This window comes from Pontibacter sp. GD7, assembly GCF_058216375.1.
On sequence record NZ_JBYZMP010000009.1, the window covers coordinates 19,973 to 44,942 of the forward strand.

General features: G+C 48.5%; 22 protein-coding genes and 1 tRNA gene. 12 read left to right on the top strand and 11 right to left on the bottom strand.

The features are described from left to right. Window positions 1-81: 81 nt before the first annotated feature. From AC4BAP_RS14040 to AC4BAP_RS14050, 3 genes are all read right to left on the bottom strand, one after another. Window positions 82-732: a YceI family protein gene (locus AC4BAP_RS14040; RefSeq protein WP_490583297.1), complete on the bottom strand. Its 651-nt coding sequence runs from the start codon at window positions 730-732 to the stop codon at window positions 82-84. 51 nt (window positions 733-783) lie between these two features. Continuing rightward, entirely contained in the window at window positions 784-1,254 is a 471-nt protein-coding gene (locus tag AC4BAP_RS14045) for a MarR family winged helix-turn-helix transcriptional regulator (protein WP_490583298.1), read from the bottom strand. 137 nt (window positions 1,255-1,391) lie between these two features. Beyond that, window positions 1,392-2,381, bottom strand: coding sequence for an enolase C-terminal domain-like protein (locus tag AC4BAP_RS14050; protein WP_490583299.1), 990 nt, complete (start codon window positions 2,379-2,381; stop codon window positions 1,392-1,394). A 291-nt stretch (window positions 2,382-2,672) separates the two neighbouring features. On the opposite strand from AC4BAP_RS14050, the gene AC4BAP_RS14055 reads away from it, so the two are divergent. From AC4BAP_RS14055 to AC4BAP_RS14075, 5 genes are all read left to right on the top strand, one after another. Continuing rightward, window positions 2,673-4,112 (top strand): dicarboxylate/amino acid:cation symporter, encoded by a 1,440-nt coding sequence (locus tag AC4BAP_RS14055; protein ID WP_490583300.1) that lies wholly within the window; start codon window positions 2,673-2,675, stop codon window positions 4,110-4,112. Window positions 4,113-4,307: 195 nt separating this feature from the next. After that, window positions 4,308-5,666, top strand: coding sequence for a M16 family metallopeptidase (locus AC4BAP_RS14060; RefSeq protein ID WP_490583301.1), 1,359 nt, complete (start codon window positions 4,308-4,310; stop codon window positions 5,664-5,666). A 27-nt stretch (window positions 5,667-5,693) separates the two neighbouring features. Then, entirely contained in the window at window positions 5,694-7,349 is a 1,656-nt protein-coding gene (locus AC4BAP_RS14065) for a M16 family metallopeptidase (RefSeq protein ID WP_490583302.1), read from the top strand. A 238-nt stretch (window positions 7,350-7,587) separates the two neighbouring features. Beyond that, entirely contained in the window at window positions 7,588-8,589 is a 1,002-nt protein-coding gene (locus tag AC4BAP_RS14070; protein WP_490583303.1) for a c-type cytochrome, read from the top strand. Between the two features lie 295 nt (window positions 8,590-8,884). Beyond that, window positions 8,885-9,316, top strand: a complete 432-nt coding sequence (locus AC4BAP_RS14075) for an RDD family protein (RefSeq protein WP_490583304.1) — start codon at window positions 8,885-8,887, stop codon at window positions 9,314-9,316. Here the strand turns inward: AC4BAP_RS14075 and AC4BAP_RS14080 are convergent. The 5 genes from AC4BAP_RS14080 to AC4BAP_RS14100 form a co-directional block, all read right to left on the bottom strand. Continuing rightward, entirely contained in the window at window positions 9,313-10,596 is a 1,284-nt protein-coding gene (locus tag AC4BAP_RS14080; protein WP_490583305.1) for a DUF389 domain-containing protein, read from the bottom strand. The two genes, AC4BAP_RS14075 and AC4BAP_RS14080, sit on opposite strands and share 4 nt — an antisense overlap. Before the next feature lie 125 nt (window positions 10,597-10,721). After that, on the bottom strand, window positions 10,722-11,309 hold the full coding sequence (locus tag AC4BAP_RS14085; RefSeq protein ID WP_490583306.1) for a histidine phosphatase family protein: 588 nt from the start codon (window positions 11,307-11,309) through the stop codon (window positions 10,722-10,724). 59 nt (window positions 11,310-11,368) lie between these two features. Then, complete coding sequence (locus tag AC4BAP_RS14090; RefSeq protein ID WP_490583307.1) at window positions 11,369-14,293, bottom strand: tetratricopeptide repeat protein; 2,925 nt, start codon at window positions 14,291-14,293, stop codon at window positions 11,369-11,371. 102 nt (window positions 14,294-14,395) lie between these two features. After that, window positions 14,396-15,634, bottom strand: a complete 1,239-nt coding sequence (locus AC4BAP_RS14095; protein ID WP_490583308.1) for a sensor histidine kinase — start codon at window positions 15,632-15,634, stop codon at window positions 14,396-14,398. Beyond that, entirely contained in the window at window positions 15,631-16,305 is a 675-nt protein-coding gene (locus AC4BAP_RS14100; RefSeq protein WP_490583309.1) for a response regulator transcription factor, read from the bottom strand. Before AC4BAP_RS14100 ends, AC4BAP_RS14095 begins: the two co-directional genes overlap by 4 nt. A gap of 197 nt (window positions 16,306-16,502) precedes the next feature. On the opposite strand from AC4BAP_RS14100, the gene AC4BAP_RS14105 reads away from it, so the two are divergent. Next, the gene (locus AC4BAP_RS14105; RefSeq protein ID WP_490583310.1) at window positions 16,503-17,567 is read left to right on the top strand and encodes an NAD-dependent epimerase/dehydratase family protein; all 1,065 of its coding nucleotides are present in this window, start codon (window positions 16,503-16,505) and stop codon (window positions 17,565-17,567) included. Window positions 17,568-17,592: 25 nt separating this feature from the next. On the opposite strand, the gene AC4BAP_RS14110 is transcribed toward AC4BAP_RS14105, so the two are convergent. Continuing rightward, entirely contained in the window at window positions 17,593-18,285 is a 693-nt protein-coding gene (locus AC4BAP_RS14110; protein WP_490583311.1) for a phosphatase PAP2 family protein, read from the bottom strand. A gap of 461 nt (window positions 18,286-18,746) precedes the next feature. Between AC4BAP_RS14110 and AC4BAP_RS14115 the strand changes: the two genes are divergently transcribed. From AC4BAP_RS14115 to AC4BAP_RS14125, 3 genes are read left to right on the top strand one after another with little or no spacing between them, the layout of a single operon-like run. Then, a complete protein-coding gene (locus AC4BAP_RS14115; protein ID WP_490583312.1) occupies window positions 18,747-19,493 on the top strand; it encodes a glycosyltransferase in 747 nt (248 codons plus the stop codon). After that, window positions 19,480-20,136: a lipid-A-disaccharide synthase N-terminal domain-containing protein gene (locus tag AC4BAP_RS14120; RefSeq protein ID WP_490583313.1), complete on the top strand. Its 657-nt coding sequence runs from the start codon at window positions 19,480-19,482 to the stop codon at window positions 20,134-20,136. Before AC4BAP_RS14115 ends, AC4BAP_RS14120 begins: the two co-directional genes overlap by 14 nt. Window positions 20,137-20,141: 5 nt before the next feature. Continuing rightward, the gene (locus tag AC4BAP_RS14125; protein WP_490583314.1) at window positions 20,142-21,776 is read left to right on the top strand and encodes an ArnT family glycosyltransferase; all 1,635 of its coding nucleotides are present in this window, start codon (window positions 20,142-20,144) and stop codon (window positions 21,774-21,776) included. 186 nt (window positions 21,777-21,962) lie between these two features. Here the strand turns inward: AC4BAP_RS14125 and AC4BAP_RS14130 are convergent. Together AC4BAP_RS14130 and AC4BAP_RS14135 are read right to left on the bottom strand one after the other, a co-directional pair. Further along, a tRNA-Leu gene (locus AC4BAP_RS14130) sits at window positions 21,963-22,044 on the bottom strand. A gap of 113 nt (window positions 22,045-22,157) precedes the next feature. Continuing rightward, a complete protein-coding gene (locus tag AC4BAP_RS14135) occupies window positions 22,158-22,871 on the bottom strand; it encodes a phosphatase PAP2 family protein (protein WP_490583315.1) in 714 nt (237 codons plus the stop codon). A gap of 92 nt (window positions 22,872-22,963) precedes the next feature. Between AC4BAP_RS14135 and thpR the strand changes: the two genes are divergently transcribed. The 3 genes from thpR to AC4BAP_RS14150 are packed head-to-tail and all read left to right on the top strand — an operon-like array spanning window position 22,964 to window position 24,746. After that, window positions 22,964-23,509 (top strand): RNA 2',3'-cyclic phosphodiesterase, encoded by a 546-nt coding sequence (thpR, locus tag AC4BAP_RS14140; protein ID WP_490583316.1) that lies wholly within the window; start codon window positions 22,964-22,966, stop codon window positions 23,507-23,509. Between the two features lie 54 nt (window positions 23,510-23,563). Continuing rightward, a complete protein-coding gene (locus AC4BAP_RS14145) occupies window positions 23,564-24,058 on the top strand; it encodes a CinA family protein (RefSeq protein WP_490583317.1) in 495 nt (164 codons plus the stop codon). Continuing rightward, window positions 24,036-24,746 (top strand): class I SAM-dependent methyltransferase, encoded by a 711-nt coding sequence (locus tag AC4BAP_RS14150; protein WP_490583318.1) that lies wholly within the window; start codon window positions 24,036-24,038, stop codon window positions 24,744-24,746. The genes AC4BAP_RS14145 and AC4BAP_RS14150 overlap by 23 nt, the downstream gene beginning before the upstream one ends. Window positions 24,747-24,970: the final 224 nt, after the last annotated feature.

Here is a 24,970-nt window from a genome sequence, read left to right on the forward strand (position 1 = left end):
CGCCAAGTATAAGCAAAAAGCCGCCCCGGAATTTTTCCGGAACGGCTTTTTATATTTTATATGCAAGTTATACCTGCTTAATTACTGCTTTGCCGTAACGTCAAGTGTCACTACAAAATCATCGTAAATGGCTTTGTCGCCCAGGTTATCGAAGAAGCTGTTAGAGCCATAACGCACGTCATACTTAGCACGGTTAATGGTAACATCACCCTTCGCAGAAGCAACTCCGTTTTTAACCGAAACTGTTGCCGGGAAGCTGATCTGGTTGGTAATGCCCTTAATGGTAAGGTCGCCGGTTACGGTGTAGTTTGGCTGGCCAGCCGCTGCTTTTGCTATTGGCTTTAAACCAGTTATCTTGAAAGTGGCTGTGTTGTGCTTCTCTACACTGAAGAAATCGTCAGACTTCAGGTGATCAATAAGTTTCTTGTTATAGCCGGCATCTTTAATGTCGGTGCAGGCAATCGAGTTCATGTCGATCACGAATGTACCACCGGTCACCTTATTGCCGTCAATCAGCATCTGGCCGCTTTTCAAGGCTACTGTACCCATGTGCTCGCCGGTTACTTTTTTAGCATGCCACTTCAGGTCGCTTTTAGCAACATCTACTTTATAAGTGCGCGCCTTGGCAATAGCCGCCGTTTCTGTTTTAGTGGTTGTGGTTGGAGTAGTGCCAGCCGTAGCCGTAAACATTACAGCCGATGCCAGCGATGCAAGAATTACTAACTTTTTCATTTTATTCTATACTTAATTTATGGTAACTATTTATAATTCATCGATTTGAGCCTAGCCCCTGATCTTATCCAGCAGATCGCTTAACTGCTGGGCTTCCACTTCTGTCAGATTTCGGATGCCCGTAGACTCACCGCCTTCTATACTGTCCATTTCCTTTAGCAGCGCAAGCCCTTTGTCAGTGATCAGCACATCCACTGTTCTGCGGTCGGCGGGGCACTGCTTGCGCGTAACCAAACCCTTCGCTTCCAGCTTGTCTACAATCCTGGATGCATTAGACGTTTTATCCAGCATGCGCTCTATCAGCAGACTGATGGTGGCAGGCTGTGGGTGCTGCCCACGCAAAATGCGAAGTATGTTATACTGTGGCAGCGTTATGCCAAACGGCTTAAAAAGCGTTGCCTGCTGCTGCTGCAACCAACCAGAAGTATAAACCACATTTATAAAAGCCTTCTGATACGGACTCTTAAAGGTCTTCTGCTTTATTTCGTCTTCAATCTTCATGTAACCAAAGTCTGTCATCATGCTGATGCAAATATATGTACATACATTTAATGTACAAACACATTAACACGATAAATGAAAAATAGTTTCAAATTTTAAATAATTACCAAGGCCTAAAGATAAGGATTAATTGATTTGAGGGTGAAAAAGAACAAATGCTATTTAAGGTATAAAACCCCGTTCTGCTCCCTTACAAGCTTAAACGGTTCCTCAGACAGCATCAAAAACCCATCCAAACTAGCAAAATCGAATCCGCTGCTAAGCTGCAGGGCACACCAGATGCCAAGAGAGGTTTCCACCATCGACCCGATCATGGCCATCAGGCCGTGCTTTCGGGCCTGGTGCAGCAACCGCACGGCATTCAGGTAGCCGCCGGCCTTCATCAGTTTTATATTCACCCCATGGAATTCCTCCCGCAGCAACTCAAAGTCAGCCTCATCGGTAACCGACTCATCGGCAACAAGCGGAATGGGAGTTTGGTTTTTGAGGTGGGCGTAGGCACAGCCCATAGATGCGGGCATAGGCTGCTCCATAAAAATAACGCGCTCACCGTCAAGCGATTTCAGGAATGCCAGCAGCGCGTCCGGGTCGGTCCAGCTTTCGCCGCCTTCCAACATCAGGGGTTTCTCGGTGGCGTGCAGCACCTGGTGCACCAGCTTTGTATCGGTTTCCTGGCTTACGCGCAGCTTTAAACAACAAAACCTGTCTATGCGTTGCTCCTGTATGTAATGCAGGGCAGTTTCAGGTTCCATAGCAGGAAGCGAGCAACAAGTAGGTTGGTGGTGTGGTGGCCGCTGGCGCAGCAACTGATTTACCGGAATGCTATGCAACTGGCAGAAATAATGCAGGTAGGCTGCCTCCACGGCAAAGCGCAGCGAGTTCACGGGCTGATGCTCCACTAATAGTTCCAGCAGGCTTTCCAAGTTTTTAACCTGTGCCAGGCCCGCCATCAGTAGCACCTGGTATTGTTGCAGCAACAGCTCAGGCGTTTCACCGAACCTAAGTTGCGGCGCTGCCTCTCCAAACCCATTCAGCGTACCATCCGACACCTGCACCAGGAAGTTTATTCTGTCCGGGCCAGCGTAGCCTGTTGCGTGCGTGTTAAACTTCAGGCTTAGGTGCAGCGCCTCTATCTGCCATGTAAGCATACGTTTAAAGTATCGGTAGTAAAGTACACATACATACGTGTTCAGGAGCTGAAAAATAACCAATGCGGCCATTTTTTAAGTGGTAGTTTATACTTACGCCACTCCGCCTTAAAATTTAGTTAGCCTACTGGCCCGCCAGTTGTTTGCTAGTGTACATTTTGCACCTATATTTGCTAAGTTATTAGAGGTGTGCCCATATAGCATTTGGCTTTGCCTGGTGCTGTTGCAGAAGTACCTCCCTGATAGCCTTTATCCGGCAGATGTAAAGCTACCTGCCCATACTTTTTATTTATGAAGAAATCTTTTCTACCACTGGCTACGCTGGTTTGCATTACGCTGGCTGCCATCCTTACTGTTTTGCAACAGTATAGTCTTATCGCTTTGTCGGCGGATGTGCTGACTGCTGTGCGCTGGGCCGGCATTGGCGTGTTGCTGATGTATGGCATACAGAAGCGTTCGCTTACCACCTGGATCCTGATAAGTATGGTGGTGGGTGCCGAGATCGGCTACGACTTCCCGAGCTTTGCCACCAACCTGAACGTGCTCAGCAAGGTCTTCCTCAAAATGATCAAGACCATCATCGCGCCGCTTATTTTTGCTACGCTGGTGGTAGGCATTGCCGGTCACTCCAACCTGAAACAGGTGGGCAGCATGGGCTGGAAGGCTATTGTATACTTCGAGATAGTAACCACGCTGGCCCTGTTTATTGGTCTGGCTGCCATTAACATAACCAAAGCCGGCGAGGGCATCAGCATGAACCTGGCCGAGGTAAACAATGAGATTGCCCCTGTAGCCAAGCAATCAGCCTCCGACATTATACTTCACGTTTTCCCGGAGAACATTGCGAAGTCTGTAGCAGAAGGCCAGGTGCTGCAGATTGTGGTATTCAGCGTGCTGTTTGCGATTGGCCTAGCCATGGTAACAGAGAAAAAACGCAAGCCAATGCTCGATTTCTGTGAAAGCCTTTCGGAAACCATGTTCAAGTTTACGAACGTGATCATGTATTTTGCGCCAATTGGTGTTGGTGCCGCAATTGCTTACACTGTTGGCCATATGGGTCTGGGCATTTTGGTTAACCTGTTCCAGTTACTGGCTACCTTGTATGTGGCGCTTATCGCATTTATACTTCTTGTTCTGCTTCCGGTAGCCCTCATTGCCCGTGTTCCGATCAAGCGATTCCTACAGGCTATCTCTGGCCCGGTTTCTATTGCATTTGCCACTACAAGCTCGGAGGCTGCCCTGCCACGCGCCATGGAAGAGATGGAGAAACTGGGTGTACCGCGCAAGATCGTTGCCTTCGTAATGCCTACCGGTTACAGCTTTAACCTGGATGGCACTACTTTATACTTAGCCCTTGCCTCTGTTTTCGTGGCGCAGGCCGCTGGCATTCCGCTCAGCTGGGAGCAGCAATTGGTGATGGTGTTTACCCTGATGCTGACAAGCAAGGGTGTAGCCGGTGTGCCACGCGCGTCGCTGGTTATACTTTTAGGCACCGTAGCCTCTTTCGACTTACCGGTATGGCCGGTGTTTGCCATACTTGGCATTGATGAGTTGATGGACATGGCCCGTACGTCTGTAAACGTTACCGGTAACTGCCTTGCCACTGCCGTAGTAGCCCGCTGGGAAGGCGAGTTTAACCCGCAGCCGGAAATTGGTTTGGTTGAGACTACAAACCCAGAACTGGTGATCGAGACTCCTGAGAAAGAGGAGAGAGAAGTAGAACTGGTGTAAGTATTTGAGGTATCAGATAACAGCAAAAGGCCGTAGCTTACGAAGCTACGGCCTTTTTTTGTGCACTTGCCTCAAGTTATAACACATGGCTTACAGGCTGTAATCGCCACTTTTTGACTGAAATCATACTTTTTTGTAAATTCATGTATATAAAATTGCCTTTTAACAGTACACTACTCCAAAAAAGTATAGCTTATGAAAAACAGAATAGTAGCCTTGTTGCTGCTTTTCGTTTTTGCCTTTAGCTCGGCAATAGCGCAACAAAGCAGTCAGAAAGACAAAATCCTTCCCTACCCCATCCATCAGAAAAAGCTACCCAATGGCCTTAACGTGGTCACGGTGCCTTACAACAGCCCTGGCCTGGCGGCCTTTTATATAGTGGTAAGGGCAGGCTCGCGGGAGGAGGTAGAAAAAGGAAAAACTGGATTTGCCCACTTCTTTGAGCACATGATGTTTCGGGGCACCGAAAAGTATAGCAAAGAGGCCTATGGCGATATTATGAAAGCCATGGGTGCCGCTGCAAACGCCAACACCTCCATCGACAGGACAGTTTACCACATGACAGGTAACGCCGAGATGCTGGACAAGATTTTCGAGATCGAGGCAGACCGTTTCCAGAACCTGAAGTATAGCGTGCACGATTTCAAGACCGAGGCCGGCGCCGTAAAGGGTGAGTATACTAAGAACTCGGCCAGCCCCTATCAGCAGCTGTACGAGAAAATAGTGAGTACTGCCTTTACCAAGCATACTTACTCGCACACCACCATGGGCTTTTTCGAGGATGTGGTGGATATGCCAAACCAGTATGATTACTCGCTGGTGTTCTTCGACAGATTTTACCGCCCTGAGTATACTACCATTGTGGTGGTAGGCGATGTAACCCCGGAGCGGGTAAACAGCCTGGCACAGCAATACTTCGGCAACTGGAAGCGCGGCAACTATAAGCCAGAGATCCCGACAGAGCCCAAGCAAACCCAGACACGCTACGCACACGTGAAACAGGAAGGCTTTCCGCCATACCTCACCCTCAACTTTAAAGGCCCCGCCTTCTCGGACAAAGACAAAGACCTGCCGGCCCTAAGTATACTTTCAACCATACTTTTTGCTGAGAACTCGGACCTGTACCGTAAGCTGGTGGTAAACGAGCAAAAGGCGCGCTTTATAGCAGGCGGCCCGCAATTCTCCCGTGACCCTAACCTTGTCCAGGTTGCCGCATCGCTGCTTAAGGCCGAGGACATGCAGTACGTGAAAGACGAGATCATGAAAACGCTGAATGAGGCAAAGACCAAACCTATCGATGCTAAGAAGATAGAAGACACCAAGTCGCGCATACGGTACAGCTTTGCCATGAGTATGGACAGCCCCGATGCTATCGCCAACTCACTGGCACGCTTCATCTGGCTAACCGGCGACCCGGAGTCAATAAACAGGCTCTATGGGGTTTTGGATACCATTACGGCGCAGGACCTGATGAATGCTGCCAAAAAGTATTTCACTCCAGCGACCATGACCGTGGGCACCATCGCCCCTACCGAAAAATCGCCTGTTAAATAAGGCTTTCATCTACAAAATGTTGAGAACATGAAGATACAAAGCATAAAAAAACTAGCTGCCTATATACTGCCTGTCGCCTTTCTGGCTATTTCCTGCGCTAAGCAGCCCCAGGCAACGCAGCAAACAACACCAGAAACCACCACTACACAGGCTGCCACAGCCCCTTCTGCCTACGATGCAAACCAAGCCTTTGGTCCCGGCAAAGTAGTGGAGCTAAAACAGCCTGAGTCGAACAAGGTGGTGATCAAACTGATGTTCAAGAATGGATCGATGGTTGACCCACCCGGCAAAGAGGGCCTTACCTACACCACAGCACGCATGATCATGGAAAGCGGCACACAGGACATGACCGTTACCCAGATCAAGGACAAGATATTTCCATGGGCCGCTGAGTATTATACCAACGTGGATAAGGAGGTAACCACTTTTACCTTTGCCGTGCACACCGATTTTCTGAATGATTTTTACCAGATCGTGCGGGGCCTAATGCTGCAGCCAGCCTTTGCAGAGGCAGACTTTAAGCGCGTGAAGGCCAACCAGCAAAACTTCGTAGACCAGGTAATACGCGCGTCATCGGATGAGGAGTACAGCAAAAAGGCATTAGAAGACCTGCTGTTCAGAGGCACTAATTACCAGCATGTGGTAGAGGGCAAATCGGCGAGTGTGCAAAGTATAACCTTAGAGGATGTTAAGAACCACTGGCGCAACTACTTTACCCAGAATAATGTGCTGATTGGCATTGCCGGAAACTACAGCAATGAGTTCCTGAACAAACTAAAGTCAGACATGGCCCAGCTTTCTGATGTGAAACCAAACATACCGCTGGCCGGCAAGCCAAACATGCCAAATGGCATACAGGTGGAGATTGTAAAGAAAAACGATGCACTGGGCTCAGCCATCTTTACCGGGGCACCGATGCCTGTAACCCGCTCTGCCGACGATTTTGCTGCCCTGATGGTTGCCAACTCGTTTCTGGGTGAGCACCGCAAAAGCTACGGCAAGCTCTACGACAAGATCCGAACTACCCGCTCCATGAACTACGGCGACTACTCCTACATTGAGTGGTACGACCAGGGTGGCTCGTTCCAGTTGCCAAACCCGGGTGTACCCCGCACTTCCAACTACTTTGCCCTCTGGATAAGACCGGTGCAGATAGCCGAAGGCTTGAAGCAGCAGTACGCCGAGTTAAAGGACATCAATGTAGGGCATGCTCATTTTGCGCTGCGCCTGGCCATCCGCGAGGTAGACAACCTGATCAAGAATGGCATGACCCAGGAGGAATTTGAGCTTACACGCAAGTTCCTGCGCTCCTACATCAAGCTCTACATCCAGACAATGGACAAGCAACTGGGCTTCCTGATGGATTCACGCTTCTATGGCCGCCAGGATTACATACAGGAACTGGACAGGCTGCTGGCAAACCTGACCGTGCAGGAGGTGAACAATGCTGTGAAGAAATACTGGCAAACAGAAAACATGTTCATCACGATCGTTACCGACGACAGTGAGGCGGAGCCACTGAAGCAGGCCTTACTGAACAATACCCCGTCGCCGATGAGTTATTCAAACCTGGTAAAAGAGGGACTGCCTAAGGAGGTGTTGGCTGAAGATGAAATTATCGCCAACTATAAGCTGAATGTAAAAGATGTAAAGATCATAGATAGCAAAGAGACATTCAAATAACTAAGCTTGAGGTTAACATTTTACTGACCGCGCCTCACAACCCGTTACTTTAATTAAGTATAAAACCGACTTTATACTTTAGGCACGAGCCCCGGAAAACTGACTCCGGGGCTCGTTTTATTATAAACATCACACAAAACCCACACTTCCCTGATAACTAAATATTTACAAAAATATAAATTTGACTTTTTGAATATAAAATAGTAAAATTACAACTCATTATTAAAACTACACAACTATGAGAAAAGCCCTCAAAATTATGGGTTATGTGGCAGTTGTACTTGTTGCTGCCGCTGCCGCTTTTGTGGTTTACATGCAGTATGCTTTCCCGAAGGTGGATGCTGCGCCAAACCTCATTATTACCAAAACGCCTGCCATAGTAGAAAGGGGCAAGTACCTTGCTAACCACGTATCTGTTTGCGTTGATTGCCACTCTACCAGAGACTGGAGCAAATTTGCCGGACCAATCGAACCTGGCACGGAAGGCAAGGGCGGCGACAAATTTGACCACTCCCTTGGGTTTCCGGGGGTGTTTTTCGCCAAGAACATTACCTCCGATAAAGAAACCGGCTTGGGTAACTGGACAGATGGTGAGATATACCGCGCCATGACCAAAGGAGTAAGCAAAAACGGGGAGCCACTGTTTCCACTGATGCCCTACAACTCCTTTAACCAAATGACGAAGCAAGATGCCTATGCCATTATCGCCTACATCCGCACACTGGCTCCTATCAGGCACGAAGTACCAGCCTCTGAGCCTGATTTCCCGATGAACCTGATCATGCGCACCATGCCGCTGAAAGAGGATGCCGCTATGGATGAAGGGGTGCTTGATGACGAAGTATCGAGAGGCAAGTACCTGCTGACGATTGCCGGTTGTAACGATTGCCACACGCCACAGGATAAAGGTGCCCCGATAGAGGGAAAATACCTGGCAGGCGGGTTTGAGTTTCAGTTTCCTAATGGCAATGTGGTGCGCTCTGCCAACATCACGCCACACAAGCAAAACGGGATAGGTGCCTGGTCTGAGGACCTGTTTGTGCAGCGTTTTAAAGCTTTCGATAATCCGACGGTTGCCTCACAAAAAGTGGCCCCTGATGGCATGAACACGGTAATGCCATGGGCCATGTATGCCGGCATGAAAGACGAAGACCTGCGCGCCATCTACAAATACCTGAAAACGCTGGAGCCAAACAATAACAAGGTTGTGCGCTTTGCTCCGGCATCGGCTGGCTCTTAACCTGTAAGTATAAGATCTGAGCGGAAAGTATAAAGGAGAGGCACTGTCTGTAATTGGCAGCGCCTTTTGCCTTTACTTAGGTTGTATATGGGCCAGGGTATATTTCATTCTACCAATTTCTGCAGCAAGTTATCAACTCAGTTGAGCCTGCCAGTATGAGATGGTCTTTTTCGCTTACTAATCAAATATAGCGTTATACTTACTTTTAAGTATTTTTCACTATACTTTTAGAATTCTGCAACCAACTGTTGCCTGCAAAGTATATGATAATGCGAAGTACTCTACCATTACCATTATGCAGGCAATTTATACCGGGGCAAATAAGAAAGTTGAGCTTGCTAGTTTTAACAGACGCATTCTGGCTTTTACCATAGACATGCTGCTGTTGCTATCATTGATCGGGCTGATCGATTATTTAACTTATAGCAGTGACGAGCAGGCATACCTGTTAAAACCGGAGCGTATTCTGGACTTGTCTTTGGGGTGGCTATACTTTGCTGGCATGGAGATCTGCTCATGCCAGGGCACTATCGGCAAATACCTGCTTGGCCTGCAGGTAACCAACCTGGACGGTAGCCGCATCACTTTCAAAAATGCTACCATCCGATACTTTGTTAAGCCTTTCTCGGCAATACTCGTGCTGCTTCGGCTATTTCTTAACCCAATTCCGCTCTCCCGCCGCACATTCCACGATAGACTGGCCCAGTCCATTGTTATCTCACGCTAAGGCTTTTCGCCGGGTTTGCCCTGGTAATCCAGTATGGTGATGTTGAACATCGGGTCAGCATTCCAGTCTTTTTTCTTAATGTCTTCAAACAGCACGTCTTTCAGCATTTGCTTCAGCTGCTCATTCGGGATGGAGTCGTTGCGGTTGTAGAGATACAGCTCGCAGATAACCGGGTTCAGGTCCTTGAGCGTGCCCCGGGTAAAACGCGCGCTTACCTCTATGGTCTCAATGTTATCGTAACGCTGCAATGTGTTCCGGATGGTTTCGGTTATCTGGGTGGATAGGCTGGCCTTTTGCAGGACAGGCTGCTTTTTAAACTGCCAGTACATCAGCCCGCCCAAAACAACGACAGAGATCGCGATTGAAAGTATATACACATACTCTTTACCATCGGCAAAACGAACCCCCTGGGTGGTAACTTTACCAATGTACCGGAACACCAGGGCGGCAGCCAATTGTATACCTGCAAGCTGAAGTATAAGCAGAAACACACCGCTTTGCACCATTTGCCAGTTACCGAAATGCAGGGCCATGCCAATCAGGCCGGTTGGTGGCGCAAGAGAGGCAGCCACCAGTATACCCACAGCCGCACCCGGCACCAGGCTGTCACGTTCCGATTGTATCAAATTAATGGCGCCTGCAAACCCTGCCACCAGAGGCAAAATAAGCGCCATCTGCGAAATATGGCTTACATCAACCATAATTGGTGTGGCATGCTTTTGCCCGGCAATCCAGGAGAACAGGTACGTAACAAGTATACTTAGCCCGATGGCCAAAGTATAGCGGCCCAGGCTTCGTATCAAAAGCTGCCTCTGGCCTGCCGCAGCAGCCAATGCAGCATTCATGGCAGGACCGGCAAACGGAGATACCAGCATAGCGGAAACAAGCAGGTATATCGTGTTGGTGTACAGGCCTATCCAAACCAATATACCCCCCGAAACGGCATAACTCATTAAACCAAATTTGGACCCAACACTTTGCAGCCCTCCCATAAATACCTCAATCGGACTGCGGTAGGTAACATCTGTCACCTGCTCCGGGGCTTCTTCCTGGGGTGGGTATAAGGTGATCACACCACGCGGCACCAGCGATATTTCCGCTTCTTCAAAAGTGGCGATATCCTCGATAAACTGGTTTACATTTTTGTTGCTGAGAAAGACTTTTACCAGGTCGCCGGATTCCGTCCGGACAACGCTCAGGTTCTTTCCTTGCAGGTTCTCTGCTGCTTTTTTTACTTTTTCACCTTGTCCGGCGGGTACTTTTACTGTTAGTGCACGCATACCTGTCTTTTTGCTGTACACATACCTACGAGAACCGGCGCTACAGATGTTATACTGGCTTTAAAAACACAACTCCCGCTGCCATTGGCCGGCAGCGGGAGTTGTATGAAGCGCTTTGTCAAGTTTTAATTTGCGGTAGCTCCGTATTTGGTGGTTTTTACTTCGGCTACGCCATCCGGGGCTACCGTAACCTTGAACAGGTAATCATACTGGCTATCGGAGATATCCGGTACAGGTCGTCTGGCTCCAAGGGCCTCTACCAACGGAAGTATTGTGTTGGAATGCCCGGCAATCACCACTGTTTTGCCAGTATGCTCGGTTTTGATCTTATTGCTTATCCCGTTAAAGTCGTGGGCTTCGTAAGTGATCACTTCTAAGTTTCGGGATGCGGCCATAGGCTTTAGCGTGTTTTGCGTGCGCTTATACTTTGTGGCATACAAGGCATCAATTTTCTGGCCTTCCAGCTCCGCACGCAGCGCCTCTGCCCTTGCCTCGCCTTCTGCTGTAAGCCCTGGGTCCTGGTCTGCGGGGTTAGAAATGTCTTTCTCGGCGTGGCGCACCAAATAAACAGTGGTAGGCTGCATCACCACCTCATCCGCTGGCTGGTTGGCAATGGCTACGGCCCCTTCGTTGGCTGAAGGCATGTTGCGGCAGGCTGCAGTCCCCAAAATCAGCAGCAGTGCCCATACACGCAGGTGTAATTGTAATTTCATAATTGTTTTTTGACAGAAAGGTTAGTTGATTGAATATGTTTGTTATGCTATATACAATGTTATGATGTCTTTACCAAACTAAATAAGGCTTCAGCCTGCTGACTTTTACCAGTTTGGCGCAGCAAAGAAGCCAGCCTGTGGCGCATTTCCAGGTTGTACGGATACTTGTCCAAGGCAGCCTCATAGGCCTTGATCGCTTTCCTGGTCTTGCCTTTGGCCTCTAAAAGCCGGGCACAGGCAAAATGCCGCTGCGCCTGCTCTGATATACTTGTGGCCGGCGGCTGTTGCTTTAGTGTTTCTTCTGCCTTTTCGGTTAAGCCAAGGTCGGCGTAGAGGCCGGCCAGCAAGTATGGTTCACCCCTTAAGGTCACTTTGCCGTCTATTAAAGGTTGTGCAACTTCCATGGCTCCGGCTTTATCCTGAAGACGGGATTTATAACTGGCCATTCTCAGCATATAATCTGCGCGCGGGGTACCGGCTGCACTAAGTATGCGCTGTGCCTCTTCCAGGGTGGCAAAGGCCTCTTTATACTTGCCCTGTGCTGACAGCACATCAGCATACTGCCTGCGCAGGTCGTAATGCTGCGGTTTTAAGGCTACCAGTTTTGCCAGTGCCTGCCCCGGCTCCTCCCCTTTCACGGACGTTCCTTTCAGCCAGTTGGCAAATGCCATGGCCTCATCGCGACGGTCGCGGAGGTACGTGGATACCGTGGGGGCATCCTGCAAGTATACTTCTGCCACGGCGATCGCTTCCGGCACCATGCCATGGCTCAGGTAAAACTCCCGGAAACGCTGGTTCACAAAGGCACGCATCAAAAGGTCGTCTTCCAGTTCCCAGGCTTTCTGGTAAAGGGCCACTTGTTGCGGCACAGCCTCTTTCTGCTTCAACTCTCCGCTTCTTCGCTGGGCCTCCAGCAACTCGGCCTCCGCCAGGTAGATAGGGGCATAGCCGGCATTAACCTGTTTTGCTTTTTCCAGCCACTGTTGTGCTGCTGCATACGCTTGCTGCTCCTGCTTTACTCCCGCGTAAGCAATCAGAGCCGGCTGGTAGTTTTCATCCCACACCAACGCTGTATCGAGCAGTGCAGCAGCCTGTGCAAATTCTTTCTTCTGCTGCGCCTTTTCCGCCAGGTTCAGGTATACTTCGGCCCAGTTGCTGGCCATGGCCTGTTTATTACCGGCTAAGTATGCCCGTTGGCGCTGCACGAGTTGATCCAGGAAGGTATAAAGTTCAGGGTCTTTGGCCTTCAGATCGGAGGTGGTATTGATGGACTTATGGTTGAGCGGATGCACTTTAACTGGCTCGAAGTATGCCGGATAGGTCTGGGCCAGGTACTCGTGCTCGTTGTTGGCGGAGTAATAATCCAGGGTGCGGCCCTCTTTCATGGCGTTATTGTAGAGGCGGCGCACGGCACGGTTCTCAGCATCGGTAAATACACGCCCATGGAAAAGGTGCACATACTCGTGCAGCACCACGTTACGCTCCAGGTAGGAGCCACGCACCACATACTCTATACCTGCGGCCCCGCTGCCTACGCCGCGTATGTCCATCCACTGGCGGTTATCAAAAGTAGTGGCCTGCCGGAAGTATGGCGAGCCCATGGCAATGGTCAGGTCTACGTGCAGCGGCGGAATCACGAATTTCTCGTTTTGCTTAGATAGAAACGGGAAGTATACAATGCTCTCATAAAGCTGCGACCAAACCATTTTCTGCACTTCATCGCCGGGGTAATACGTCACATCCGGGAAAACACGGGCAAAGTTTACCGGATCTTTGATAACGGTGGTCTGGATCACCTGCCGCAGCGAGTCGTAGTTGTGCAGGTATGGTAACTGTTTCTGTTTGATCACGGCAGCCAGGGCGTTATGCGCCGGCCCGTAGTGTTTCTTTTTAGAAAGTATGCGCTTGAAAATTGCCTGCGCCGAGTCCAGGCGGGTAGCGCGGTCCATGTCGAAGGCCATGTAGTAGGCAGAGCCGCGCAGCATCTGCGGCAGTACCGAGCTTTTATACTTTTGCTGTACCTGCTCCATCTCAGCAAATGCCTGTGGCAGTTTGTTCTCCGAAATCAGTTTATCTGCAGGCTTTAATGCTTTGCGGACTTCTTCATCCTCAGGCTGGGCATAATCGGCGTAGGTCAGGTTGGTGTGGCCATTGCCCCAGTGCCAGTGCGTAACATAGTGCAGCGGGTTAAGTTCCAATGCCAGTTCCCACTGTGCGGCCATATCGTTTAGCTGTGTGGCATCTACGCGCCGCCAAATGGCATAGCCATAATTAAAGCGTGCATCGGCATTAAACGGGTTCAGGGTGAGGCTTTTGATGAGTGGTTCCTCTGCCAGTTCCGGCTTTTGGTTCCAGAAATGCACATCCGACTCCAGCAAATAAGCTTCGGCATTTTTAGGGTTCCAGTTCTGCACTTTCTTTGCCCACTGCAGTGCCTCATCATACTTTTTCTGCAGCATCAGTACCCGGCCAATCGCCAGCGCGGCTGCCTCTTGTTTTGGATCACGCTGCAACACCTGTTGCGCTGTAGCCATTGCCTTCGGCAGCTCCCAGGCCTGTACCTCCAGCCTCGACCTCAGCAACAAAGCCTCTGGCAATGTGGGAGCAGTTTTCAGTACCTGGTTCACTAATTTCTCAGCTGTAGTAAACTCATTGTTCAGTATAGCCATTTTTGCCTGCACCAGTTTGGTGGCAGTGTTGGGCTTTGCATTTTGCAGCACCTGCCTCGCATCCTGCCATAACCCTAGCTCCAGCAGTTTCTCAGCTTTTGCCGCCGTTGCCATACTTTGGCTGCGTGCCTGCCCACGTTCCTGCTCCAGTTTCTGACGAATCGCCGGGATGTCGTTGGGGTGTTGCGCCAGGGCAGTGCCAGCTAAAAGTATAGCTGGTAAGAGGTAGGGAATCCTTGTGAAAAATAAGCGCATATAGTGCCTCAGATTGAGTTGGAAGTTTTCGGGGTTCTGCCACTGCAGCCCCTTCTGCATAGCTGTTTGCTTAAAAATAAGGATTTAAGTGGTATATCGAAAGTATAAACTTGCTAAACTGATGAGGAGGAAGAAGGTGGCAAAAGCCAGTGATCGTTGCCCTCAGGCGAAAATAACCTTGAACTGGTGTTGGTCCTGTTCATATGCATAAACGAGTTGCCACGCGTGGGTAACACAAATCTCTTTTGCGATCGCAAGTCCCAGCCCCGTCGATTTGTCATCCTGGCTTCCTTTCTTGAACCGCCTGAACAGATCTTTTTCGCGCAAACTGATGGGAGCACCTGTGTTACAGACAAGCAAGCCCTGCTGCGTTAACCTTACTTTTACAAAGCCACCCGCAGGAGTATAGCGCAATGCGTTGGCAAGCAGATTTGAAACAAGTACTTCGCAGAGATACTGGTTTGCCATAACTGACACTTTGTTACAGGCAGCATCCACATGTATACTCCGGAGAGCAAACAACTCCTCCATTTGTTCAAGCTGTTGCTGTACAATTTCACAAATATTCAGCTGCTGTTTGTCTAAAAAAGCTTTATTCTCAAGTTTGGCCAACAGCAACAGACTTTTATTTAGCCGTGCCAAACGCTCAACCCCAGCCTTTGCCATAACCACATGCTCCGACATTTCTACACTCATCGGGTACTGGCTAAGCCTGTCTAACTTTGATTTAATTACAGCAAGCGGTGTTTGAAGCTCATGTGAAGCGTTTTCAGTGAACTCACGCAGTGCGTGAAATTCTTCCGCTCCCCGGCGTGCCATCTCTTCCAATACACCTCTAAGTTCCTCAAATTCCATGATACCGGAAGGCTGCAGCTTTAACGGCTTTTCAGAGCTTACCGAGTATTGTTTCAGTAGTCTGAGATTTGTAAAAAAAGGTTTCCATATGGTACGGGCAGAAAAGTAATTGATAAGGGTGCCCGCTATACCCAGCATCAGCCCCATCGCCAGAAAAGTAAACAATACCGTTCTGTTGTATTCTCCCCATCCGATGTGAGAGTCCATAACCACAATACGGTAATTATTGCCATCAATTTTCCGGACTACCTGCAGGTATTTATAGTCTTCGTACATGTCCTGTATCCTGTCATAAATAAGCGTATCGCCATATTTCTCTGAAGCAGGCACATCAGCCCCCACCAGTTCTACAGTAGTGAGCGCCATACTTTGCACATGTCCTTTATGTAATTGCTCCACCACCGAATCATACTGAAGGCGCAGTTCTTCGTCTATCTCTTCGTTTTCGAGCTTATGTATAATGTACAACAAGGCCGGACCGGCAATCAAAAGTATGCAGGTAGTAACCAGCAAGTATAACAAGGTTGTTTTGAAAAGCAGTTTCATGCCCCAGCCCATTTATAGCCCATTCCATACACCGTTTTAATATAGTCATGTCCTGTGGCGCCAGTTATTTTCTTGCGCAGGTTCTTTATATGCAGGTAAACAAAATTATAGTTATCCAGCAGGTCGTAACTATCGCCCCACAGATGCTCTGCTATAGACTGCTGACTAAGCAACCTGTTTTTGTTTACCACAAAGTATAGGAGCAACTCATACTCTTTCCTGGTAAGTGTGAGCAATTTTTCCCCTGCACTAACAGACTTCTCCTGTGTGTTTATTTTAAGATCATCATAAGTAATAATGTAGCTGCCGTTAAAGTCGCGGCGGCGCAGCAGGGCATTAATCCTGGCGTTTAACTCCTCCATATGAAACGGCTTGGTAATGTAGTCATCGGCACCCAGGTCAAAGCCTTGCAATTTATCGTTGAGAGAATTTTTTGCGGAGATGATGAGAACGCCTGTCTCGGGGTTAACCTTTTTAAGCTGCCTGAGCAGTTGCAGCCCATTGCCGCCGGGCAGTGTAATGTCTAACACCACCACATCGTAGCAGTGCAGGTTTATCTTTTCTTCGGCTCCGGTATAAGTTGTAGCTGTCTCGCACAGATAATGTTCTCCCAGGAAGTGTGCTATTTCATCCATAAGCACCGGTTCATCCTCAACTAAAAGTAATTTCATATTCCTGCTTAAAGTATAACTGACTACAGAGGTAACTGGCAAAATTCAAACCTACTAAAAAACAGGGTTGCGAGCATGCTTTTCAGTTTAATCCTATTCAATATAATATTTCTACAGATTTTCTACAGAATTGGACAGTACATTTAATATAAAACAAAATATGCCTTGCAAAGGCCGTAATGTATAAAGGTAAAACCATGGAGGAAAAGCTGCGGATTTTAATAACAGGTAGCGCAGGCTTTATCGGGCACCATCTCATACAGAGGCTGCAACATACAGGCCATCAGGTTATAGGTTTGGATGTGCTTAACCGCTATTACGACCCAAACCTGAAACTGGCACGACTTAAAACACAGAGTTTTAGCGTAGAGGGGATAAGGTACGGAAAGATAATAGTTAACAACTACAACAGTTCTCACACTTTCGTAAAACTGGACCTGGCTGATGCACAGGGCATGGAGCAGTTATTTGCCAGGTATAAATTTGATGTAGTGGTTAACCTGGGAGCTCAGGCTGGGGTGCGCCATAGCATTACAGACCCACAATCGTATGTAAAAAGTAATTTACTGGGCTTTGCCAATGTGCTCGAGTGCTCGTGCCGGCATGGGGTTAAGCATTTACTTTTCGCCTCTTCCAGTTCAGTATATGGCCTAAACGCCGACACTCCGTTCCAAACAGGCGACAGGACTGACTTCCCGGTCTCGTTTTACGCAGCTACCAAAAAAGCCAACGAGGTGATGGCCCACAGTTATGCACATCTTTACCAGATCCCGACAACAGGCATGCGCTTTTTTACGGTGTATGGACCCTGGGGCCGCCCTGACATGGCATACTACAGTTTTACAGAGGCTATTCTAAAGGGGCAGCATATTCGCATCTTCAATAACGGGAACATGCTGCGCGACTTTACTTATGTAAATGATGTGGTCATAAGCATAGAGAAGCTGTTAACCAATTACCCGGAGCCAGGCGCCACATCAGGCACAACGGCGCCGTACAAAATGTACAACATCGGCAATAACAAACCAGAGCAATTGCTGGACCTGGTGGCCACCCTGGAGCGCCTCTTAAACCGAAAAGCCAAACTCGACTTATTACCCATGCAACCCGGCGATGTAACGCAAACCTATGCCGATGCAGAGGACCTGGCAACTGCTACTAACTTCAGCCCCTCCACTACGCTGGCGGACGGCTTGGCAAGTTTTGTAGACTGGTACAAGCAATACACAACCCTTAGAACAGAGGTAGAGATACAGAGGTGACAGACGGTTGCCTTTACAACATAAATCAGGCCTGACGCTTGTATTTAGAGAGGTATAGCTTCTCAAGCTTACGCATCAGGCGCACAGAAATAATGAGCCAGATGACACCCAACGTGTAGCCGGCCAGCACATCGGTGGCGTAATGCACCCGCAGATAGATCCGGCTGTAGCCAATCAGGAGCACAAGTATGGTAAGAAATGCGACAAGTATAACGCGCCATACTTTGCTGGGAACCGTGTGCCACACAATGTAGATCAGCAGGCCATAAAAAGCTCCCCCGATCATGGCATGGCCGCTCGGGAAGCTATGACCAGACTGCTGAAGCATGGCGATCTCGGGCCGGGGCCTTTCGAAGAAGCACTTTAGCAACTGGTTTAGCAGGGAGCTGGACAAAGAAATAACCAATATCTTGAGCCCGTACCAGCGCAGGTCTTCAAAAAAAGAGAACAACAGCACAAATATCGGCGGTACAACCAGCAGGTATTCGACAGAGGCAAAAAAGGAAATGATGCGCATGATCCGAGTATTCTGCTCCGTAGTATGGAGCTTGGCGAACTCGAAAAGCGCTACATCCAAAGCAGTGTTTTTTTCGATGAACACCGTATTGGCTATGTACAGGAAAAGTAACAGGCATACAATAAAAACACCCCACAGCACTACCACCTCAATAGAGAGGAGTGCTAACAGGCTGATAAACTTTTTTAGCAATCGCTTCATGGGAGGTTTAGCCTAAAGTACGTGGAAGCCTAAATAGTTGGTTCCGGTAAATTTAATAGCAAAAGACTTTGCCTGATCTCAAGTATAGATTAAAGCTGTTTAGAGTTTTGATTAAAAAAATTGAACCAGCCATTGTTGGTGTTTTCACCAGCAATTTAAGGCACCGGCTACTATACTTGCTGGTGAGAACACGCAGCAAGGGCAGGCAGTATGGATTTTAATAAACTCTAAGAGGCTGTTTTGATATTATTGTTGGAAGCGAAAAGGGGATTATTAGGATTCTGGCGAGGCTCCTTCCCGAATCAAGTTCGGGATGTTCCATTTAAGTGGAATAGCAGCGCTATGGCACGAAAAAGAGACGAAGCCAGGTTCCGCAAGATCCCTTTTGCAGCCCAATGAATAAAATCAAAAAAGCCTCTAAAATGGCTCATTAAGACTTACAACGCAATAGTTTAAAAAAGATGAACTCTATTTCGCTTACTGTTATCGTACCCGTTTTTAACGAGGAAGGCTGCCTGAAGCAACTAACTGAGGCGATGGGCGCCTTTCTGCAGCAAACACCGGTTCCCACACAGGTGCTGTTTGTAAACGATGGGTCTACAGACAGCAGTTTAACCCAGATAAAGGAAACCTGCCAAACCAAATCCGGCTACAGCTACCTGTCGCTGAATCGAAACTATGGCCTTAGTACCGCTATTAAAGCCGGAATAGACCATATCCAAACCACGCACATCGGTTACATCGATTCCGACCTGCAAACTTCCCCCCTGGACTTTATGCTTTTCTTCGAGCACTTGCCACACTACCAAATGGTGATCGGTATCAGGGAAAAACGCAAAGACACATTTGTTAAAAAAGTATCCTCAAGGATCGCCAATGGCTTCAGGCGCTACATGATCAACGATGGCATCGTGGACACTGGCTGCCCGCTTAAAATAATGGATGCGGCTTATGCCAAGCGTGTTCCTTTTTTTGATGGCATGCACCGCTTTCTGCCAGCCCTTATTCAGTTGCAAGGAGGTAAGGTAAAGCAGTTGCCGGTACAGCATTTCGAGCGTTTTGCGGGTTACTCCAAATACCATTTGTTTAACCGCCTGTGGGGTCCGCTGAACGACACGTTTGCCTTCCGGTGGATGCGAAAACGTTACTTAAACTATACTATAGCCGAAGAGTTCGAGAACCAGCCTGTCGCCAATGGACATTTCTGAAGTAGTGATTTATAGCACAGGCCTGCTTGCCCAGATACTTTTTTCGGCGCGTATCCTGTCACAGTGGATCTTGTCTGAGAGGGCCGGGAAAGTACTTTCGCCTACCTCCTTCTGGACTACGAGCGTAGTGGCTTCTATACTTTTAATGGCCTATGGTGCAATGCGCCATGATATCGTTATAGTAGGCGGACAGCTACTCTCCTACTTTATTTACCTGCGCAACATCAAACTTAAAAACGTTTGGGACAACCTGGCTGCACCTGTTCGCTGGGGAGCTATACTTTTTCCGTTTGCAGCCATGGCCTGGCTATTCTGGAGCGAGACCTATAGCTTTAGCTACATTATGGAACACAGCAAAATTTCAGGCACGCTGATAGCTTGGGGAGGCATAGGCCAATTGGTTTTTACGCTTCGTTTTGTGTACCAATGGTATTACTCTGAGCGCCTGCAGCAATCCGTCATTCCACCGGCCTTCTGGGCTATAAGCCTGGTGGGCGGTTTAATGATCATTTCTTATGCTGTGCTGCGCCTGGACCCTATTCTGTTTTTAGGACAGACTTTCGGGGTTACGGCCTACAGCCGAAACCTGGTGCTGGGTTTGCGAGAACACCAAAAAGCTGCACGGCAAATCTCTGCAAATTGAAACTTATGCACCTTCCCTACTCCCCTGGCATCAACCGCATGCTGTTCCTCATACTGTTGCTTTTGCTTCTGGCCTTGCTTTATAACCTGGGCGGCTGGGGTGTTGTAGAAACCAGCGAGGCCCGTTACGCAGAGATCAGCCGCGAAATGTGGCAGAACCGTGACTGGCTTCACCCGCGCCTGCTTGGCATTCAGCATTTCCATAAGCCACCGGTTACCTATATTTTATCGGTCTGGGGTATGGCAATGTTCGGAGCCAATGCTTTTGGGGCCAGGTTTCTCTTACAAGTATCGCTGCTGCTTCAGGTGGCTTTGGTTTATCTAACAGGAAAAGAGTTGTTCAGGGATCGGAAGCAGGCTTTGATGGCAGCCATAGTTTATGCTACTATTCCGGCAGTGCTGCTGGCAGCCCGCAACCTTACCACCGACTCCTTCCTGACAACATTTGAGCTTGCCGGGATCTGGGTTTGGCTAAAGTATAAATACAAAAACAACTCGGGGTGGCTATACATTTTTTACCTGTTGCTGGCGCTGGCTTTTCTAACAAAAGGCCCCGTAGGCCTGATCTTCCCGGTACTGGTGGCCATTGGGTACAGAAAGCAGCAAAATGAGTACAGTACATTACCATCCGCTTGGCACCATGTACCTGCCCTGCTGCTTCTTCTGGTAGTGGGTGGCTCGTGGTATAGCTATCTGATGCTCCAAAACACTGGCTTCGTAGATTACTTTGTTTTTAAGCATACCGTGCAACGCTATACCAACCCCGAAACTTTTGGCCGTTCCAAGCCTTGGTGGTTTTACCTGGTGCTTGCTCCAGCGCTAAGCTTACCATGGTCCGCCATACTTTTAGTGCATCTCAAAAAGCTGCGTGCATTACCAAAGTCTTTAAAGCGCTTATTTATACTTTGGATCTTGGTTCCACTGGCATTTTTCTCACTTTCCGGCTCGAAGCTTATACTTTACATATTACCGCTTTTTGCGGGGCAGGCCCTGCTAACGGCATGGTTGCTTTGCCATTTCACAAAACCAATTAAGACAAAAACCGCTTTAAGCTGCCTGTTATACTTTGCAGTGCTGGCCTTAGCCTTACTACTTGTGCCTATGCTTCCTGTTGGCATAGCTCTGCCTAAGTGGGTACTTATTTTCCCGGTGCTGATGCTGTTCGTCTTGCTTATACTTTGGAAACGCCCTCTGCCGCCACTTGTCAAGCTATTGGGCGGTGCCTTGGTCTTTATACTATTGCTCCTGCCTTACTCCACCCACCTGATGGGCAGCAACCCACACCTTATAAAAGGTAGCCGCCCTGTGGCAGCTGTTATCATGGCCAAAAACTTACAGGATCGGCCCATACTGGTTTACGATAAGCTGCTGCCTTCCCTTGCTTTTGAACTCAACCGAAATATCATCTCTGTAAAAGACCAGAGCAAGCACCTGAAACGCGATGTACAATTTGAAAAAGATGAAAGGTGGCATAAGACACTGTTGGATGTAAACCAGGCAGAAGATGTGAGGCTGTTGCGCTCGATGCTTCGTAAAAATGCGGTACTGGTTGTTAAAAGGGCTCTGCCTGTAACCCAAAGCTGGATGTTAGAGCACTTCAGGCATAAAGCGCAGGCAGGAGAATGGACTGTTTATTATTGAAAATGCCACCGACATTGCAGCAAGTATAAACTACTAAACACTATTCTCTCCTGTTCGCTGCCTTATCTCTACAACCTGAAACCACACGAAACGGCAGAACACAAAAACTGTGTTACAACATCTTTGCAGCATATAAACAACAAACGCCAGCCTCTTTCGAAGCTGGCGTTTGTTGTTTAACTAGTGTGCGCACGGGGAGAGTCGAACTCCCACGCCCGAAGGCACAGGCTTCTGAGACCTGCACGTCTACCAATTCCGCCACGTGCGCGCTGGTCACTACATTAAAATATTTCCCAAAACCCTTTAACCCTTGTTCATTGGGACAACAAAGATACGGCGGAAATTTTATTCTGCAATATATTGAAAGAAAAATATTGGCGATCAGGCTGGCGTTTCTTCCTCCACAACCGGGTCAATTTCTTTTTTAGAGACTCTCTCGATGCGGCGCAGCGTGGCTATCCCGATCACAACCCACAGAAAACCAGCCGCAAAGCCAGCTATCACATCGGTGGCGTAATGCACCCTAAGGTATATTCTGCTAAACCCGATAAAAATTACAAACACCACTAAAAAACCTATCAGAAAATTGCGCAGGGCTACGTTCTTAACATTGTGCCACACCAGGTAAATAAGCAGTCCGTAAAATGAGGCCGCCACCATAGAGTGACCACTCGGGAAGCTCAGGCCCGATGCCTCTGCCAATGGCCCCAGTGGCCGTGGCCTGTCGAAAAAGTATTTAAGCAGCACGTTAAGCGTGATACTGCCCAAAGCAACTACCGGCACCTTAAGCGAGTACCAGCGGTGCTTCTGAATAAACAGGAAGTAGCCTACCAGCAGCAAGGCGGCCGGTGTTAAGAAATGGCGTGAGGCAAAAAATGTGATAAACTCAATAAAACTACTGAAGGCCGGACTGGAGATGTCTTTTGCAAAACCAAAGGCCGCCTCGTCTACGCCGAGCTTTCCGCCCGAAAGTATAATGGTGCTGAGGTACAGGAACACAACAATGCACACCAGGAATATCGCCCACACAATAAGCAGCTCAATTGTAAACAGCGCAGAGGCTGCCACTATCCTTTTATATACTTTACTGATCATATCACTCCCTTTTGTTTGCTCCCTGTCTCCGTCAGGAAATCACAATCTTGCAACTTGTACGTAACTCTTAAATTAAATGTATCTATTTAACTATGAAAGACACGATCAGGTTGTTTGTAGCGGCTATTTTGCCAGAAGCACTTAAAGATACACTGCAACAGCAGCTCACCGGATTTGAGCACCCGAACATCAAGTTTATACCCCGGCAGAATTTGCACCTCACCTTATATTTTATCGGTAATGTGCCCCAGCAAAACCTGGAAAGTATAAAGCAAAATATAAAACAGACCGCACAGCAGCACCAGCCTTTCACGCTGCAATTTGCGCAAACGGAGCCAGGACCAAACCTACGCAAGCCACGTCTGGTATGGGCCCGCTTCGAGCCCAGCACCGCTTTTGAAGCACTAAGCAGAGAGCTCACAACTATACTTTCTGAGGAGCCTGCAACTAAGCAAAAACCTATACCGCACGTTACCCTGGCCCGCTTCCGGAAAGACAAACCCATACCCGACAACCTGCCCCTTGTAAAAAGTGCGCAACCGCTTGAGCTGCACGTAAACGGCATTGCGCTGTGGCAGTCCGAGCTGGCATCGCCGCACCCGGTGTATTCTGTTTTGGATGCTTACCCACTAGGGTAAAACCCGCCATACCGGAATTAAGTATGATATGCACATTACAAAAAAGAACAAACCATGACCCAGACAGAGCTTACCAAGCTGGTAAAATCGTTAAAAGATAAGGAGCTGACCGTGGCGTTTGCCGAGAGTTGCACCGCCGGCATGCTGGCATCAGAGTTTGTGAGGGCCAAAGGCAGCAGCGACGTGTTAAAGGGGGGCCTGGTAGTGTATCAGCCGGAAGTGAAGCAGAAACTACTGGGTGTCAAGAAAAAAACACTGGAGCTGTATACTGCCGAATCGCAGCAGGTAACAAACGAGATGGTGATGGGCCTGAAGAAACTCTTAAACGCTGACATAAATATAGCCACCACAGGCCTGGCAGGTGAGGGCGGCTCCGAAAACCCAGAAAAGCCAGTCGGCACCATGTTTATTTCTATACTTTATGATGGAAAAGCTGAAGAGTTCAGGGAAGTGTTTCAGGGAAATACCGAAAGCGTCAGAAAGCAACTGGTTGATTATATTCTTCAAAAGCTACAGGTTATTGTAGATGATCACTACAATAGCAGGTAAGCTTTATCTTTGCTACATCAAAACGTATACTTTGCCAACACTCCCCGACAGCGGCTTTGACCGTACAGCCAATTTTTACGACCCACTGGCACAGCTGGTGTATGGCAACTCCTTAAGAAGCTCGCAGTTATACTTGCTCCCATTTATCCCTGACAACTGCCGGGTGCTGGTGATTGGCGGCGGAAGCGGCTGGCTTTTGGAGCAACTTATTCACACTGGCAAACAGCTGGATATTTTATACTTAGAAGCCTCCCCTAAGATGCTGCGAAAGGCAGAGCAAAAGTATACTAAGCTTCAACATGCCTGTACTTGTAAAGTAGACTTCCGGTTGGGCAACGAAGAGGCCTTGCTCCAACACGACCAGTTTGATATCGTCATTACGCCCTTTTTGCTCGACCTCTTCCCGCCCAAACGCTTGCAGCAGCTCATGCAGAAACTTGATAAGGCTTTATCTGAGAATGGCCTGTGGCTTTTCGCAGATTTCTGGCCCGTGCAGCATCCGCAAGCCTGGTGGCAAAAGATACTGATCTGGGGTATGTATGTTTTTTTTGGAGCTGTAAGTGGCGTAGAGGCCCGGCGGTTGCCTGATTACAGGCATTATTTTGAACAGCTGAAGTATAGGGAGATAGCTTCGAGAAGTTTTTATGGTGGTTTTGTACAGAGTAAGGTTTTTGAGAGGAATGAATAAGTCTTCGAATCGCTGCACCGTGCTGAACTGCCATTGCCTTTTTCCCTTGTAGAATGATAATTACATACATCTCATATACTTTCATATAAGCCTTCTTTCTTATTGCCAGCTTTTCGCCTCGCCGGCTGGGCCTTACTTTTCTCCTTGATGAGAGTAACCACCCCGCCTGCGGCACCCCTCTGGAGAGGGGAATCTCGCAATACCGGGTCCAACCACCCCTGCCC